Source organism: Arthrobacter humicola, assembly GCF_022803015.1.
Lineage (GTDB): Bacteria > Actinomycetota > Actinomycetes > Actinomycetales > Micrococcaceae > Arthrobacter > Arthrobacter humicola_A.
This window is the reverse complement of record NZ_JAFKON010000011.1, coordinates 49,112-64,660: the sequence shown is the minus strand read 5'-3', so window position 1 is coordinate 64,660 and position 15,549 is coordinate 49,112. Positions and strand designations below refer to the sequence as shown.

Below are 15,549 nucleotides of genomic sequence, written 5' to 3'. Positions count from 1 at the left end.
CGCACACTTTGTGTGGGGGCGGCAGTGACAGTACGACGGCGGGGCTCACCATTCGGTGGGCCCCGCCGTTCGTTTGGCCTGCTTTTTTTGGACAGGAATTCCTGCCGGACCCGCTGGTTTCCTGCCGGGCGGCTAGGGGGTTTGCTGGGAGCGGGCGCTGGCGTACAGGCAGACGGTGGCTGCGGTGCCGAGGTTCAGGCTTTCCGCTTCCCCGTACACCGGCACGGCCACCCGGTGGTCGGCCAGCGCGATCTCGTCCTCGGACAGGCCTTGGGCCTCGTTGCCGAAGAGCCAGGCGGTCGGCTGTTCCAACGCGTACACCGATTCGGCGGCGGAGGCCCCCAGGCGGCGGGCGGCGTTCTCGTCCTGGAGACGGTCCAGGTCCAGTTGTCCCTTGCCGTCCGCGGCCAGCACGCCGACGCCACGCTCCCGGCAGCGGGCCACGACTTCCTCGACCTCCGCGCCGAGGACGACGGGCAGGTGGAACAGGGAACCCGCCGTCGACCGCACGGCCTTGGGGTTGTAGATGTCCACGCTCGAGCCGGTCAGGATGACGGCGTCGGCGCCGGCGGCGTCGGCCGCCCGCAGCACGGTGCCGGCGTTGCCGGGGTCGCGGACCTGGCACAGGACGGCAATCAGCCGCGGGCCGGCGTCGAGCACGTGCTCAAGGCTGACGTCCAGGAAGCCGCAGACGGCGACGATGCCCTGTGGGGTGACGGTGTCCGCCATCGCAGCGATCACTTCGTCGGTTGCGAGGTGCGCGTGGGTTCCCTCGGCCAGCTGCTCCAGCTCCGGGTGGCGGTCCAGGCAGGCCTCGGTGGCGTACACCTCATAGACGATGCCGGGCTCCCCCGCGGCGATCTTCTTCCGGTGCAGGACCAAGGCCTCTCGGACCGCCTGCGGGCCTTCGGCCAGGAACTCGCGACGCTTTAAACGGGCCGGGCGCCCGGCAAGCTGTGCCACCTTCCTCATCCGATCAGCTCGGGGGTTGGAGAGTGGAAAGTCTTGCGGGCGCCCGGTTTCGTTCATATAAGAACCTTAGTGGCTATTCCAGCCGGCTCTTGAACGAGGCAGTCTTTCAACTGCGGGAGGAACTACTTTGCAGCCTCGTCGGCGGCCTTCTTGGCAGCAGGCTTCTTCGCGGGAGCCTTCTTGGCAGCCTTGGGAGCCGGAGCAGCCTCAGCCTGGACGGCCGGAGCGGACGTGTCGGCAGGCAGCGAGTCCTTGGCGACCTTGACCAGCGCGGCGAAGGCGTTGGCGTCGGAAACGGCCAGCTCGGCCAGCATACGGCGGTCAACCTCAACCTCAGCGGCCTTCAGGCCCTGGATCAGGCGGTTGTAGGTCAGGCCGTTGGCGCGGGATGCAGCGTTGATGCGCTGGATCCAAAGACGGCGGAAGTCGCCCTTCTTCTTCTTGCGGTCACCATAGCTGTACACAAACGAGTGCAGCAGCTGCTCTTTTGCCTTGCGGTACAGGCGTGAACGCTGTCCGCGGTAACCCTTTGCGCGTTCGAGGATAACCCGGCGCTTCTTGTGGGCGTTAACCGCCCTCTTCACACGTGCCACGTGCGTACTCCTTAGAAAATTTCTGATCCCAAGCGTCTACTGCCGGAACGGTCCGGCTGGCCTGAGAAGCCTTTTTGGTAGTTGACTGCTGCCAGGTGGCGAACAGTCAGAGAACTTGGAACTTAGATGCCGAGCATCTTCCGGATGACCTTGGCGTCGCCCTTGAAGACGATCTTGTCGCCGGCAAGGCGACGGGTCAGCCGGGAGGACTTGTGCTCGAGGTAGTGGCGGCGGTTGGCCTGCTGGCGGCGCAGCTTGCCGGTACCGGTCAGCTTGAAGCGCTTCTTAGCACCGCTGTGGGTCTTCATCTTCGGCATGGGAACCGATCTCCTTACGTATCCGCAGAAAAGTCTGCAGCTCTTTCGTGCAGCCACCCCTGCGGGCGGCGTGCTGGTTGCCTGCTGCCGGACATTGCTGTCCGGCAGCCGTGAACTAGTTGGTCTTCTTGGTGCCAGGCTTGGCGGCTGCCCGGGGGGCGGCCGGCCGTGCGGCGGGCTTCGGCGCTGCGGGCCTGGGTACCGGCTTCGGAGCAGCAACCGGCTTCGGCGCTGCTGCCGGAGCGGCTGCCTTTTCCTCGGGAGCCTTCGCTGCCGCCGGGGCCGGAGCGGCCTTCGGAGCCGCGGGAGCCTTCGCTGCTGCCGGCTTCTCGGCTGCCTTCGGAGCCGCCGGAGCCTTCGCTGCTGCCGGCTTCTCGGCTGCCTTCGGAGCGGCCGGAGCCTTCGCTGCTGCCGGCTCCTCGGCTGCCTTCGGAGCGGTTTCCGCCGCCGCGTCCTGGGCGGGGGCCTCGTCGGCCTTGGTCTCTTCGACCGGAGCCGCTTCAACCTTGGCTTCTTCAACCTTGGTCTCTTCGACCTTGGTCTCGTCAACCTTGGCTTCTTCGACCTTGGCTTCTTCGACGGGGGCCTCCGCTGCGGGTGCCTCCGACGATACGACGTAGCCTTCCGGCAGGAGGTCCGACAGCGTCTGGGTCAGCGGGGCGTTGCCACCGGAGACATCGACGCGTCCCGAAGCCTTGGCTTCGTTCTCAGCCTTGGCTTCTGCGCGCTGCGTTGCGCGGCGGGCCTCCGCCTTGGCTTCGGCCTTGTTCTTCAGCGGGCCAACCACCATGACCATGTTGCGGCCATCGATGCGCGGGCTGGACTCCACCACACCAACTTCGGCGACGTCGTCGGCGAAGCGCTGGAGCAGGCGGATGCCCATCTCGGGGCGCTGCTGCTCGCGGCCGCGGAACTGGATCATGGCCTTGACCTTGTCGCCGGCACCGAGGAAGCGGAGCGCGTGGCCGCGCTTCGTTTCGTAGTCGTGGGTGTCGATCTTCAGGCGGAAACGGATTTCCTTCAGGACCGTGTTGGTCTGGTTCTTCCGGGCCTCGCGTGCCTTGACAGCGGCTTCGTACTTGTACTTGCCGAAGTCCATCAGCTTGCACACCGGAGGCTTCGCCTGCGGTGCAACTTCAACGAGATCAAGATCGGACTCGGCAGCCAAACGCAGGGCATCCTCAATACGGACAATTCCTACTTGTTCGCCTGCAGGGCCGACCAGCCGCACCTCGGGGACGCGGATACGCTCATTGATTCTTGGCTCGCTAATGTTAAAGCTCCTGTGTTCGTGAGGGGTATTCCACCGGCAAAAAGAGAAGGCCCCCAATTGCCGGAGCAATCGAAGGCCTCGAGATCGGAACTGCCGCCCTCAATGGGGCAACATGCACTTCCTGCGGACCGGAGTCCGAGGTAGTGCCCGACCAGGTACCCGGCAACCTTGACTCCTGGACAGGAGGGGCTTCCCGAAGGAAGTTTCGCGGCTGACGCGGGTGGGAGAGAACTCCGCTTGCAAACTAAAGCCAACTCTACAGAAAGACACCCGTTCAACGCACGTATGCGTCGCCGGGCGCCAACTTCAGTGACAAGCACTGCCAGTCAGAACACTGCATTCTATAAAAGCTTGAGAATAACGACATTTAGTCGGTCTGTGACAAGCTTACCAGCATGAGCACTTCAGATAGTAATTCCCACGTCTTCGAGCCCGCGGCCGCCCAGGCGGACGTCTCGCAGCAGATCCGCGACATCTCGGAAGTCCCCGCGATCGAGGTCATCACCACGGCCGCAGTGCACCTGATGAGCGCCGCCGCGGTAAAGCTCGGCCTCGCCGCCGAGGAAAATGCCCAGGACCTCAAGGACCTGGACGAGGCCCGCAAGCTGATCACCGCCCTCGCCGGTCTGGTGACCGCGGCGGCGCCCGAAATCGGCTCACAGCACGCTGGACCGTTGCGCGACGGACTCCGCTCGCTCCAGCTGGCCTTCCGCGAAGAATCGGTCATCCCGGACGCTCCGGGCAAGGGCCCGGGCGAGAAGTACACCGGCCCCGTCAACTAAGCACTCGTCAGTCAGGACAACGCCGGCGTGCTTACCACCCAGGTCCGCCCGCCGGCGTCGCTATTTTTCCGTTCGCACGATTTTCCGTCCGCACGATTTTCCGTCCGCACGGCCCGGGCGCGTGCCCGGGTCGGCGCAGTGGGGCCGGCCCGCGTTCAGACGCGGGCCAGGCGGCTGCGCCGGACCTGTTGCAGGGCCAGTCCCACCAGGCAGAGGGCCACGCCCGCCAACCCCACTGAGACGAAGCCGGCCGACGGGCCGATGAGGTCAATGAACAGCCCGGCAAGCGGCGCACCCAGGGCCACTCCGCCGGTGAGCGATGACCCGTACCAGCCCATCGCCTCGCCGCGCCGGCTTTCATCCACCAGTTCGGCCACCTTTTCCGAGGCCGCGGACAACACCGGCGCGCACAGCAGACCCGGCAGCAACGCGAGCAGGCTGAGCGTCCAGACGTCGGTCGCGAAGGCCATCGGGACCGTCAGCGCTGACATCCCCAGCAACAGGAGGATCGGGGAAACGGCCCGGTGCATGGCGCCGTAGAGGACGCCGCCCACCACCGAGGCCGCGCACCAGAAGAGGAACACGATGCCGATTTCGGCCTGGTGGCCGCCGGTCTGGAGCGCCGCGACGATGCCGACGTCGGTGCCGCTGAGGACCATGCCGGCACCGGCGCCGACGGCAAACACGGCGGCTACGGCGGCGGTGAACCAGCTGAAGTTGTGGATGACCCGGTGGCGCAGGCCGGATCCCCGCCGGCGCCGCTCCTCGGCGGCGGCCGCAAGGGGTGCCAGTTCGGCTGCGGCCTCCTGCAGATGGGCCGGCGCGGCGGCGACCACAGCGGCTTCCGCGCACTCCAGCTCCTGCGCCTCAAGCCCGGCGTCCGGGGAAGCACTCCGGGTGGGCGGGTTGAACCACATCAGGAAGAGCCCGGCGACGGATGTGGCCACTCCCACGACTGTCAGGCCCAGGACGGACTGGCCGCTGGTGGCGACGACGGCCCCGACGGCCGGGCCGATCATGAAGACCAGCTCGGTGGCGATGGCGTCGAGCGCAAAGGCAGTCCGGCGCTGTTCCCCGGGGGCCAGCACGCCCAGCGACTGCCGCACCACGCTGAAGATAGGCAGGGTCAGCAGGCCCCCGATGAAGACCAGGGGCAACAGGGCCTCGTAGGACACGTGCGGCACGATCGACCAGATCACGGCCTCGGAGACCACAGACGGAATCAGCGCCTTCCGCAGCCCCACGGTGTCGACCCGACGTCCGCGCCAGGGCGCGCCGACAGCGATACCGATCGTCATCACGGCGGCGGCCGCTCCGGCGGCCGCGTAGCCCTGGCCGAGGGTCAGGACGATGTGCAGGGTCAGCAGGACACCGGCCGCCGAGTGCGGTATGCGGGCGATCATGCCGACCAACAGGAGGCGCCTGATGGGCCGGATGGCCAGCAGCTGACGGTAAAGCGCGAAATTCACGGACTATATCCTTCTGGTACTGCCCACGGCAGCACCGGGAGGTCCCCCCGTTGGGCCGTCAGCTATGGTGCTGCGCGCTGCAGCTTGACCTCGATCGAATCAACCCGCTCGGCAAAGATTTCATTCCGGGCCCAGGCGTTATTGAGGCCGGCGACGATCGACTGCACGCCGGCGGCGTCGAGACCGTCTTCAAGATAGAGGACCACACGGAGTTCCGGGCCGGCTCCCCCACCGGGGAGCCGCCTGCCATCGGCCGTGGCCGAGGCAACTCCACCCCCCGGATGAATTTCAACACGGCGGACCGCCGGAAAGCCAACCGCGCCTTCCCCGAGTGCACCCGCGAGATCGGGATCGGCGTATGACGGCGTCCATGGCTGCTGTTGGGCGAGGGCCCAGACTGCCGGCCGGCGGACCACGAACGTCACTTCCGATCCGGGATCGAGCACGAGCAGCTCCGCGCCTTCCGCGACCGCTGACAAGGCGGCCCGGGCCGCGTACACGGCGACCGGCCTGGCCTCCGGGTGCCACGCCGAAAGTGACGCCGCCGAGGTGAACACCGGCATGGCCGTCCGCCCGTCCGGCGCCTTGAGCGTCACCAGGGCCATGTCGGCCTGCTTGTCCGAGTGCAGCGGATCCCCGTTGGGGCCGGCCGCGGCCTCGCCCTCTTCGGCGAGCTGGGCGAGGATGGGCACGAACACCCGGGCGGTGGCCAGCGCGGCCACCACGGCCGCTTCGTCGCCAGTGCCCGCGGCGAGGTCGGACAAAGCCGCCAGATAGCCGGCGTCGGCGGTGCCGTCGTCGTTGTCGAAATTGTGGATCTTGGCGTCATCGCCGGACAGGCTGCGCCCTGCCCAGGGTTGGCCGGCGGAGTCGGTGGCCCCGCCGGCGCCGGCGAGGGCCGCCGCGATGTGCCCGGGCAGATGCCGGACGGGACCGGCCCCGGTCCCTGCCTGCACTGCCTCGTGGGGGTTATTGGGGTCGTGGGTGTGCGTCATGGGCACCTTCGCCGCTAGCGGCGGCCGGCGACGTCGAGGGCCTCGGGCAGGGTGAAGTTGCCGTTGTAGAGGGCCTTGCCGACGATGGCGCCTTCGACGCCGAGCGGCACCAGGGAGCGCAGGACCTTCAGATCCTCGAGGCTGGAAATGCCGCCGGAGGCGACCACCGGCTTGCCCGTTTTCTCGACCATCTGGCGCAGGAGTTCGACGTTGGGGCCCTGGAGCGTGCCGTCCTTGGTCACATCAGTCACGACGTACCGGGCGCAGCCGGCGTCCTCGAGGCGGCCGAGCACGTCCCAGAGGTCCCCGCCTTCCTTGGTCCAGCCCCGGCCGGCGAGGGTGGTGCCGCGGACATCCAGGCCGACGGCAATCTTGTCGCCGAAGCGATCGATCACCCGGGCCGTCCATTCCGGGTTCTCCAGTGCCGCCGTGCCCAGGTTGACGCGGGCGACGCCGAGGTCGAGGGCCTTCTCCAGGGATTCGTCGTCGCGCAGGCCGCCGGAGAGCTCCACCTTGATATCGAGCCGGCCGACGACCTCGCGCAGAAGCTCGGCGTTGGAACCGCGACCAAACGCGGCGTCCAGGTCGACCAGATGCACCCACTCAGCCCCCTGCTGCTGCCAGTTGAGGGCGGCCTCCAGCGGGGTGCCGTAGCTCGTCTCGCTGCCGGCTTCGCCCTGTACGAGCCGGACGGCCTGTCCGTTGACAACGTCGACGGCGGGCAGGAGCTCGAGTACGGGCAGCGGGGTTTCGGTGGTCATCGTGGAGTCCTCAGCTTGGGGATGGTGGTGGGGAGGGGGCGGTCAGGACGCCGGCAGGGTCAGGAGGTAGGCGGCCAGCAGTGACATGCCGGCGAGGATGTAGAAAACGATCTGCACCCAGAGCGGACTTTTCTGCTGGCGGAAGGAGATCCCGCCGCCAACCAGCAGGCCGGCCACGCCCATAAGCACCAGAGACCACATCTAGGCGGTCCCTTCCGGGGCTGCGGTCCGGTCCGGGGCTGCGGGGCGCAGGCCCTGGACCCAGTTGCGCAGCAGCCGGGCGCCGGCGTCGCCGGACTTCTCCGGGTGGAACTGGGTGGCACACAGCGGGCCGTTCTCCACGGCCGCGATGAACGGGGCACCGTGGTCGGACCAGGTCACCAGCGGAGCAGCCATCCGCGGCTGGATGACGTCGAAGTCCCACTTCTGGACACCGTAGGAGTGCACGAAGTAGAAACGCTCGTCCTCAACCCCGGCGAAGAGCCTGGACCCTTCGGGGACGGCGACGGTGTTCCAGCCCATATGGGGCACGACGTCGGCAGGCAACAGTTCCACCTTGCCGGGCCACTCCCCCATGCCCTCGGCTTCGGTGCCGTGTTCGACGCCGGCCTCGAACAGCACTTGGAGCCCGACGCAGATGGCCAGCACGGGACGGCCTCCGGCGACACGGCGGCCGATCATCCGGATGGCGTCAACGGCCTTAAGTTCGCGCATGACGGTTTCGAAGGCGCCCACACCGGGGACGACGAGGCCGTCGGCATTGAGGACATCCTCGGCCTTGGAGCTGAGGATGACTTCGGCGCCGGCCCGCTCCAGCGCGCGGACGGCGGACCGGACATTCCCGGAGCCGTAGTCCAGCACCGTAACGGTGGGCTTTCCCTGCGGGGAGACCGGCTTGGTCGCGGCGGCGGGGTCGATGATGGCCCCGTCGCGGAGCAGCGGGCCGGTCACAAAGCACCCTTTGTCGACGGGATGCCCTCGACGCGGGGATCCGGCTCGACGGCTGCGCGCAGGGCACGGGCAAAGGCCTTGAACTGGGCCTCGACGATGTGATGGGGGTCGCGCCCGGCGGTGACGTTCATGTGCAGGCAGATCCCGGCGTGAAGGGTGATCGCCTCAAAAACGTGGCGGGTCAGGGAGCCCGTAAAGTGGCCACCGATCAGGTGGTATTCCTGGCCTGCCGGCTCGCCGGCGTGGACCAGGTAGGGACGGCCGGAGACGTCTACGACAGCTTGCGCGAGGGCCTCATCGAGGGGAACGGTCGCCTCGCCAAAACGGCGGATCCCGGCCTTGTTGCCCAGGGCGGTCCGCAGAACCTCGCCGAAAGTGATGGCCACGTCCTCGACAGTGTGGTGGACATCGATGTGGGTGTCGCCGGTGGCCTTGACGGTCATGTCGATCAGGGAGTGCTTGCTGAGGGCCGTCAGCATGTGGTCGTAGAACGGGACCGACGTGCTGATGTCTGAAACGCCGGTGCCGTCCAGGTTGATCTCGACCAGGACCGAGGACTCGCTGGTGGTCCGTTCCATGCGTGCGGTCCGGCCCTCGGCGGTGGTGGATCCGGTGGTGCTCATGTAGATGTGTCCTTTGGAAGAAGGCAGGGTGTTGGGCAATCTGGCGGGGACGATCGGGCTCCCCACCAAGTCTAGGCCTGCGGCTTTGCGGAGCCGGCCAGGATAAGTTCAAGTGCCTCCAGGAAGGCTGTGGTTTCTGTCTCAGTGCCCGCGGTGACGCGCAGGTGCCCCGGAATACCGACGTCGCGGATGAGGACACCGGCGTCCAGCATCCGCTGCCAAACCTCATGGGGGTTCTCGAGGCCGCCGAAGAACACGTAGTTGGAATCGGACGCGGCCGGGGTCAAGCCCAACCGCGTCAGTTCCGACACGATCCGGTCGCGCTGGCGCTTGATGTCCTCGACGTCCGCCATGAGCGCCTCCCGGTGGTGCAGGGCAGCCAGGGCCGCAGCCTGGGTGATGGCGGAAAGGTGGTACGGGAGACGGACCAGGCGCAGGGCGTCAGCGACCTCCGGTGCCGCGGCCATGTAGCCGAGCCGCGCACCCGCGAGGGCGAAGGCCTTGCTCATGGTGCGCGAGACGATGAGCCGCTCCCGGCCAGGCAGCAGGGTGAGGGCACTGGGCGTGCCGTCGTGGGCGAACTCGTGGTAGGCCTCGTCGACGATCACGATGGTCTGGCTGGCCTCGCCGGCGTCATAGACGGCCTCGACGACATCGAGCCCCAGACCGGTACCGGTGGGGTTGTTTGGGGAGCACAGGAAGACGATGTTGGGCTGAAGCTCGCGGACTTGCTGTGCCGCCGAGTCCGCGCTGAGCCCATAGTCTGACGCGCGGGCCCCGACGACGTATTCCGTATCCGTGCCAGAGGCCAGCAACGGGTACATCGAATACGTGGGAGGGAACCCGAGGGCCGTCCGGCCGGGGCCGCCGAAGGCCTGGAGGATCTGCTGAAGGACTTCGTTGGAACCATTCGCGGCCCAGATGTTCTCCGCGTCCAGCCCGTGGCCAAGGTATTCCGCGAGGGCTTCTCGCAATTCGGTGAATTCGCGGTCCGGATAGCGGTTCAGCCCGGCAGCGGCGGCACTCACGGCCTCGGTGATCGCTGCGCGGACATCGGCCGGGACCCCATGGGTGTTCTCGTTGACGTTGAGCAGGATGGGGACGTCCAGCTGCGGCGCGCCATACGGACGCAGGCCACGCAGATTAGTTCGGAGGGGCAGTCGGTTGAGGCGCTCAAGCTGGTCAGTCACGTGACCAGTTTAAGTGGTAGCGGGACGGGCGCTGAAACTGTGACGCCCGCGACGCCACCGGGGGGGTGGTTACTTGGACGGGACGAACAGTTGCTGGCCCGGCATCACACGCGCGGCGTCCAGATTGTTCAGCTCCACGATGTCGGCCACGACGTCGCGGGGATCGCGCTCCGGAGCCACCGACCCGGCAATGGCCCAGAGGGACTCCCCCGGTTGGACTGTGACGGATACGGTCGGCGTCACTGAGAGCTGGTCTGCGGAATCTGCCGCTTTCGCGGGAGCGTTGAGGAATCCGCTGAACGACAGGATGAACGCCGCCAGCAGGATCAGCGGGACACCGAAGAAGACGAAGCGTCCGCGCCGGGTGAGCCGCAGCGGCGGCTGCTTGGTCCGGCCGCCCGAAACCGCGGCGGCTCCTTGCGGCCCCTGCGACGTCGCGGCGCCGCGGCGCCTGGCGTTGAGCGGGTACACGTTGCCGTGAAGGGAACCACCCTGGCCCATGCCGCCTTGGTCGCGACTGCCGTGTCCGAGGCTGCCGTGTCCGATGTTGCGGCGAGCCGCTGCGCCACGTGGACCAACACCGCGGTGGCGGGTCGTGACGCCCTGAATGTTAGTGCCGTCAAACGCGCTTGAAACTGACATGAACTGAGCCCTCCTGGACCATAAGTTGCCGCCCGGCGTACTCACGTACTCGCCGCCAACCGGCCGAACCTTCGAACATAGAACCGAACATCGCATGCGAACCCAGATCGTCGGAATCGAACACATATTCGAATCTTGCTAGTTCTGTTTTAGCACTTACTAACGAACGATGTCGAGACTCGCTAGAACAAATGTTTGAAAAAGGTCTGCGGCTGGCCTATTTTTGAGGGACAGGACAACCTTTCGAACTCCCACTTTCGAACTACCCGTGGGAATTCATTCGTAGTTGATCAGCAGGGTCTGACATTTCAGGCCGGAAGTTCCCGGTGACAGCAGCCACTGCAGCCGGGCGGAACGGAAAGGCGTTGGCGAACATGGCAGCACAAGCCACCGGCGGCAGGGCCACCCCACGGAGCCCGCAGCCCGCCCGGGCCCCCAAGAGCCTCACCGTCCGGCAAAAGAAAATCCTGGAGACCATCCAGCGGTCCGTCACGGACAAGGGCTATCCGCCGTCCATGCGCGAAATCGGCGACACCGTCGGTCTCGCCAGCCTCTCGAGCGTGACCCACCAGCTCTCCCAGCTCGAAAAGCTCGGCTACCTGCGGCGTGATCCGAAGCGCCCGCGGGCCATGGAAGTGCTCATGCCGCTGACCCTGGACGAGGGGACCACACCGATTTCCGGTGTGGAGAAGTCAAGCGGCCTGCGGGCCGTCGGCGGCCTGTCAGTGACTGAGCTGGCCAGCGCCACCGACACGGCAATGGTGCCGTTCGTCGGACGCATCGCCGCCGGCGGGCCGATCCTCGCGGACCAGGTGGTGGAGGACGTCATGCCGCTGCCCCGCCAGCTCGTGGGCCATGGCGAACTCTTCATGCTCAAAGTGGCCGGCGACTCGATGATCGACGCCGCCATCTGCGACGGCGACTGGGTGGTTGTCCGCCGCCAGGGCGATGCCGTGAACGGCGACATCGTTGCCGCCCTGCTGGACGACGAAGCCACGGTCAAGACCTTCCGCCAGCGGGACGGCCACACGTGGCTGTTGCCGCAAAACACCCAGTACGAGCCCATCCTGGGCGACCACGCCGTCATCATGGGCAAGGTCGTCTCGGTACTGCGCTCGCTCTAAACTGCGCTCCCCTTAGCCGTCCCGGGCCATGCCGCCAGTTCGGAGCGGCCACCCCGCGGCGGATTTCCGGCGCAGGGTGGCGGCCCCGGTTTGGGACTTAGTCTTTCGCCAGTCGCTTCAGGGCTGCCATGGCTATCGATGAATCGGTGGTGGGCCAGAACGGCGGCAGCGCGGCGCGCAGGAAGCCGCCGTAACGCTCCGTGGAGAGCCGCGAATCCAGCACCGCCACCACGCCCTTATCCGAGGTCGAGCGGATCAGCCGTCCGGCGCCCTGCGCGAGGCGGATGGCGGCGTGCGTGGCCGAGACGGCCATGAAGCCATTGCCGCCGGCCTGGGCCACGGCCCGCGAACGTGCCGTCATCAGCGGGTCGTCCGGCCGCGGGAAGGGAATCCGGTCGATGACCACCAGCCGGCAGGACACGCCAGGGACGTCGACGCCCTGCCAGAGGGACATAGTGCCGAACAAACACGTGTCAGGTTCGTCGGCAAACTGCCGCACGAGCGCCGTCATGGTCGACTCCCCCTGGCAGAGGATGCTGAGGCCCAGCCGGGGCCGCATGGCCTCGGCTGCTTCCTCTGCGGCGCGCCGCGAGGAGAACAGGCACAGGGCGCCTCCGCCGGAGGCGCGGATCAGCTTCTCGAGTTCGTCCAGGGCCTCGGGGGACGTTCCGCGGCCGGGTTTGGGCAGGTGCCGGGCGACGTAGAGTATGCCCTGCTTCGGGTAGTCGAACGGGGAGCCGACGTCGACGCCGGTCCAGCTCGGTGCGCCGTTGCCAACCAGGCCCAGGCCGCCGGCGGCGGGTTCGAAGGCGGCGCCGATGGCCAGTGTGGCCGAGGTCAGGATGACGGTGTGGTCTGCGAACAGGCCCTCGCGCAACCGCCCTGCGACGCTCAGCGGGGCAACATTGATCAACGCCGGCGCGCTCTCGTCCGGCTGCGAGTAGCCCTGCGCCGGATCGAAGCTGCTGTTGCGGGAGAACCACACGACTTCGCGGTTTTCGCGCGCGGCCAGGAGGCGTTCACAGAGCTCCAGGATGACCATGAGGCGCGAGCGGGCCAGCTGCCGTCCGCCGTCCGCCGACACGGAGCTGTCCCCCTTGGAATCGGACAGCGCGGCGCGGCATGCGTCGCGCAGCTGGTCGATGCAGTCCAGCTGCTCGCTGTTCAGGCCGTTGGGCATCAGCCCGCTGGGGACGCCGTCGATGGCGAGCTCCAGGTGGGCAGCGGCATTGCTCAGTGCATCCACGGTGATGCCCGTGTGCTTCCGGGCCCCGGACGCGGCGGCGTGCACCATCGCCACGGAGAGCTGGCCCGAGACCGCGCCCGTGACGCGGTCCTGAAGTTCGTGTGCTTCATCCACCACGACGACGTCGTACTCGGGCAGCACCGCCAGGCCTTCGAAGGCACTGACGGCGAGCATGGCGTGGTTGGTGACCACGACGTCGGCATCGGCGGCGTTCTGCCGTGCCAGCTCGCTGAAGCATTCGGCCGCGAGCGGGCACTTCTGCGCACCGAGGCACTCCATGGAGGTGACCGAGACCTGGCGCCAGGCCCGGTCCGTGACGCCGGGCATGAGCTCGTCGCGGTCCCCCGTGGCGGTCTCCTCGGCCCATTCGCGCAGGCGGACGACTTCCTTGCCCAGCTGGGAGGACGGCCCGCCAAGTGCGGCGGCGAAATGCGGCACGGACGTGTCCTCGCCAAGGGAAAACAGCTGTCCCTCGGAAGGTTCTTCGGACGGGAAGCCGCCCTCGAGTTTGTGCCGGCAGACGTAGTTGGAACGGCCCTTGACCAGGGCGACCTTGACGGGCCTCTCCAGGGCGGGCGTGATGGTCTTGAGCAGCCTGGGCAGGTCCCGGCCCACAATCTGTGTCTGCAGCGCCAGGGTGGCGGTGGAGACCAGGGTGGGTTTGTTGCTGGTCAGCGAATGCGCGATCAGCGGAATCAGGTAGGCCAGCGACTTGCCGGTGCCGGTGCCGGCCTGGACCAGCAGGTGATCGCCGCTGTCTATCGCGCGCGCCACCTGCCGGGCCATTTCGTGCTGGCCATCGCGGCTCTGCCCGCCCATGCCGGACACGGCACGGTCGAGCAGCTTAACAACAAACTCCTCGCCGGCCGCGCCGGCACCTGAACCGGCGCCGGTGTCGGCTTCGGCCGGCCCAGCATCAGCTGGTTTGGCGTCAGCTGGTTTGGCGTCGGCTGGTTCGGCGTCAACTGGTTCGGCGTCGGTCCTGGTCACCGCGGCCTCAGTCATTGCTGATGAAGGGATCCAGTTCGGCGGCGAGTCCTTCACGCACCATCACCACGGCACGGGTCCCGGTTTCCTCGTGGTCGAGGCTGAGGATCTCGGCGTCGCTCTCGTGAAGCTTGCTGATCAGATCTCCGCGGTTGTACGGGATGAGCAGTTCAAGCTTCACGCTGGGCCGCGGAATGCCGTCGCTGATGGCCTTGAGCAGTTCCGGAATGCCTTCGCCGGTGCGGGCCGAGACCACCACGTGGCGCGGCTCGCGCTGCTTGAGCCGTTCGACCACGAACGGGTCAGCGGCGTCGGCCTTGTTCAGGACAATGATTTCCGGAACCTTGCGTGCGTCGACTTCGCTGAAGACCGTCCGGACAGCGGCGATCTGGCCCTCCGGATCCGGGTGCGAGACGTCCACGACATGCAGGATCAGGTCAGAGTCGGCGACCTCTTCCAGCGTGGAGCGGAATGCCTCCACGAGCTGGGTGGGCAGGGAACGGACAAAGCCCACGGTGTCGGCCAGGGTGTATCCCAGCCCGTCAGCGGTTTCGGCCTTGCGGACGGTGGGGTCCAGGGTGGCGAACAGGGCGTTTTCCACCAGCACCCCCGCGTCGGTCAGCCGGTTCAGCAGCGAGGACTTCCCTGCGTTGGTGTACCCGGCGATCGCGACAGAGGGCACGGCATTACGACGGCGGTTGGCGCGCTTCGTTTCCCGGGCAGGCTTCATGGCGGCGATTTCGCGCCGCAGCTTGGCCATCCGGGTGCGGATCCGACGGCGGTCCAGTTCGATCTTGGTTTCACCGGGACCACGCGAGCCCATGCCGGCACCTGCGCCGCCCACCTGGCCACCGGCCTGTCGGGACATCGATTCACCCCAGCCGCGCAGGCGCGGGAGCAGGTATTCGAGCTGGGCGAGCTCCACCTGCGCCTTGCCTTCACGGCTCTTGGCGTGCTGGGCGAAGATGTCCAGGATCAGCGCTGTCCGGTCAATGACCTTGACCTTGACGATGTCCTCCAGCCCACGCCGCTGGGAGGGGGCCAGTTCGGCGTCGACGACGACGGTGTCGGCGCCGGTGGACATCACGATGGCTTTCAGCTCCTGTGCCTTGCCGGAGCCGAGGAAAGTCCCGGGATCGGGCTTGGCGCGCCGCTGGACGAGCCCGTCGAGGACCTCGGAGCCGGCCGTCTCAGCGAGGGCGGCAAGTTCGCGCAGGGAGTTCTCGGCGTCCGCGAGGGTGCCCTCGGTCCAGAGGCCGGCCAGGACGACGCGCTCAAGGCGCAACTGCCGGTATTCGACCTCGGTGACGTCTTCGAGCTCGGTGGACAGGCCGGCCTTGCGGCGCAGTGCGTGCCGTTCCTCAAGGTCCTGCTGGTCGCCGTCGAAGTTGGTGTACACCTCGTCCAGGCGGGAGATGGCCTGCGCCTTGCCGAGCACCGACGCCGGGCTGCTGGTACCAGCACCGGCGGCGGTGCCATGGCTGGTGCCGGAGCCGCCGCGGCCTGGGGCGGGGGTGTCCTTGGAAAGGATCCGGTCGATTACAGCTTGAATCTCTTCAGGGCTCATGTCCTGGGCTGCTGAATCGGGTCCGGTGTTGGGGTGGCTGGTCATGGTCTCCTTTAA

Annotated in this window: 16 protein-coding genes; 2 read left to right on the top strand and 14 right to left on the bottom strand. The window is 67.4% G+C overall.

What is annotated here, in order from left to right; translation table 11 throughout:
- Window positions 1-132 precede the first annotated feature (132 nt).
- The 4 genes from ARTB_RS18280 to infC form a co-directional block, all read right to left on the bottom strand.
- Entirely contained in the window at window positions 133-1,029 is an 897-nt protein-coding gene (locus ARTB_RS18280) for a TrmH family RNA methyltransferase (protein ID WP_243181775.1), read from the bottom strand.
- A gap of 65 nt (window positions 1,030-1,094) precedes the next feature.
- Window positions 1,095-1,565 (bottom strand): 50S ribosomal protein L20, encoded by a 471-nt coding sequence (gene rplT, locus ARTB_RS18275; protein ID WP_028277244.1) that lies wholly within the window; start codon window positions 1,563-1,565, stop codon window positions 1,095-1,097.
- 122 nt (window positions 1,566-1,687) lie between these two features.
- Window positions 1,688-1,882 (bottom strand): 50S ribosomal protein L35, encoded by a 195-nt coding sequence (rpmI, locus tag ARTB_RS18270; protein ID WP_003798720.1) that lies wholly within the window; start codon window positions 1,880-1,882, stop codon window positions 1,688-1,690.
- 115 nt (window positions 1,883-1,997) lie between these two features.
- On the bottom strand, window positions 1,998-3,113 hold the full coding sequence (gene infC, locus ARTB_RS18265; RefSeq protein ID WP_243181774.1) for a translation initiation factor IF-3: 1,116 nt from the start codon (window positions 3,111-3,113) through the stop codon (window positions 1,998-2,000).
- A 437-nt stretch (window positions 3,114-3,550) separates the two neighbouring features.
- Between infC and ARTB_RS18260 the strand changes: the two genes are divergently transcribed.
- The gene (locus ARTB_RS18260) at window positions 3,551-3,937 is read left to right on the top strand and encodes a DUF1844 domain-containing protein (RefSeq protein WP_243181773.1); all 387 of its coding nucleotides are present in this window, start codon (window positions 3,551-3,553) and stop codon (window positions 3,935-3,937) included.
- Between the two features lie 155 nt (window positions 3,938-4,092).
- On the opposite strand, the gene ARTB_RS18255 is transcribed toward ARTB_RS18260, so the two are convergent.
- The 8 genes from ARTB_RS18255 to ARTB_RS18220 form a co-directional block, all read right to left on the bottom strand.
- Window positions 4,093-5,406: an MFS transporter gene (locus ARTB_RS18255; RefSeq protein ID WP_243181772.1), complete on the bottom strand. Its 1,314-nt coding sequence runs from the start codon at window positions 5,404-5,406 to the stop codon at window positions 4,093-4,095.
- A gap of 62 nt (window positions 5,407-5,468) precedes the next feature.
- Window positions 5,469-6,401, bottom strand: coding sequence for an SseB family protein (locus ARTB_RS18250; RefSeq protein WP_243181771.1), 933 nt, complete (start codon window positions 6,399-6,401; stop codon window positions 5,469-5,471).
- A 14-nt stretch (window positions 6,402-6,415) separates the two neighbouring features.
- The gene (gene priA, locus ARTB_RS18245) at window positions 6,416-7,162 is read right to left on the bottom strand and encodes a bifunctional 1-(5-phosphoribosyl)-5-((5-phosphoribosylamino)methylideneamino)imidazole-4-carboxamide isomerase/phosphoribosylanthranilate isomerase PriA (protein WP_243181770.1); all 747 of its coding nucleotides are present in this window, start codon (window positions 7,160-7,162) and stop codon (window positions 6,416-6,418) included.
- A 42-nt stretch (window positions 7,163-7,204) separates the two neighbouring features.
- Window positions 7,205-7,363, bottom strand: coding sequence for a hypothetical protein (locus tag ARTB_RS18240; protein ID WP_164468561.1), 159 nt, complete (start codon window positions 7,361-7,363; stop codon window positions 7,205-7,207).
- The gene (gene hisH, locus ARTB_RS18235) at window positions 7,364-8,113 is read right to left on the bottom strand and encodes an imidazole glycerol phosphate synthase subunit HisH (RefSeq protein ID WP_243181769.1); all 750 of its coding nucleotides are present in this window, start codon (window positions 8,111-8,113) and stop codon (window positions 7,364-7,366) included.
- Window positions 8,110-8,736, bottom strand: coding sequence for an imidazoleglycerol-phosphate dehydratase HisB (gene hisB / locus ARTB_RS18230; protein WP_028277237.1), 627 nt, complete (start codon window positions 8,734-8,736; stop codon window positions 8,110-8,112). Before hisB ends, hisH begins: the two co-directional genes overlap by 4 nt.
- Before the next feature lie 71 nt (window positions 8,737-8,807).
- Window positions 8,808-9,926, bottom strand: a complete 1,119-nt coding sequence (locus ARTB_RS18225; protein WP_028277236.1) for a histidinol-phosphate transaminase — start codon at window positions 9,924-9,926, stop codon at window positions 8,808-8,810.
- 69 nt (window positions 9,927-9,995) lie between these two features.
- Window positions 9,996-10,427, bottom strand: coding sequence for a LysM peptidoglycan-binding domain-containing protein (locus tag ARTB_RS18220; RefSeq protein ID WP_243181768.1), 432 nt, complete (start codon window positions 10,425-10,427; stop codon window positions 9,996-9,998).
- Window positions 10,428-10,942: 515 nt separating this feature from the next.
- Here ARTB_RS18220 and lexA point away from each other — a divergent pair.
- Complete coding sequence (lexA, locus tag ARTB_RS18215) at window positions 10,943-11,692, top strand: transcriptional repressor LexA (protein ID WP_028277234.1); 750 nt, start codon at window positions 10,943-10,945, stop codon at window positions 11,690-11,692.
- Window positions 11,693-11,789: 97 nt separating this feature from the next.
- Here the strand turns inward: lexA and ARTB_RS18210 are convergent, their stop codons facing one another.
- Window positions 11,790-13,943, bottom strand: a complete 2,154-nt coding sequence (locus tag ARTB_RS18210; protein ID WP_279294407.1) for an ATP-dependent DNA helicase — start codon at window positions 13,941-13,943, stop codon at window positions 11,790-11,792.
- Window positions 13,936-15,537 (bottom strand): GTPase HflX, encoded by a 1,602-nt coding sequence (gene hflX / locus ARTB_RS18205; RefSeq protein ID WP_243181767.1) that lies wholly within the window; start codon window positions 15,535-15,537, stop codon window positions 13,936-13,938. The genes ARTB_RS18210 and hflX overlap by 8 nt, the downstream gene beginning before the upstream one ends.
- Window positions 15,538-15,549: the final 12 nt, after the last annotated feature.

Coding starts and splice junctions, on each gene's coding strand:
- ARTB_RS18280 (WP_243181775.1), bottom strand. CDS start 1,029: ATGAACGAAACCGGGCGCCCGCAAGACTTTCCACTCTCCAACCCCCGA.
- rpmI (WP_003798720.1), bottom strand. CDS start 1,882: ATGCCGAAGATGAAGACCCACAGCGGTGCTAAGAAGCGCTTCAAGCTG.
- ARTB_RS18260 (WP_243181773.1), top strand. CDS start 3,551: ATGAGCACTTCAGATAGTAATTCCCACGTCTTCGAGCCCGCGGCCGCC.
- ARTB_RS18250 (WP_243181771.1), bottom strand. CDS start 6,401: ATGACGCACACCCACGACCCCAATAACCCCCACGAGGCAGTGCAGGCA.
- priA (WP_243181770.1), bottom strand. CDS start 7,162: ATGACCACCGAAACCCCGCTGCCCGTACTCGAGCTCCTGCCCGCCGTC.
- ARTB_RS18240 (WP_164468561.1), bottom strand. CDS start 7,363: ATGTGGTCTCTGGTGCTTATGGGCGTGGCCGGCCTGCTGGTTGGCGGC.
- hisB (WP_028277237.1), bottom strand. CDS start 8,736: ATGAGCACCACCGGATCCACCACCGCCGAGGGCCGGACCGCACGCATG.
- ARTB_RS18220 (WP_243181768.1), bottom strand. CDS start 10,427: ATGGGCCAGGGTGGTTCCCTTCACGGCAACGTGTACCCGCTCAACGCC.
- lexA (WP_028277234.1), top strand. CDS start 10,943: ATGGCAGCACAAGCCACCGGCGGCAGGGCCACCCCACGGAGCCCGCAG.
- ARTB_RS18210 (WP_279294407.1), bottom strand. CDS start 13,943: ATGACTGAGGCCGCGGTGACCAGGACCGACGCCGAACCAGTTGACGCC.
- hflX (WP_243181767.1), bottom strand. CDS start 15,537: ATGACCAGCCACCCCAACACCGGACCCGATTCAGCAGCCCAGGACATG.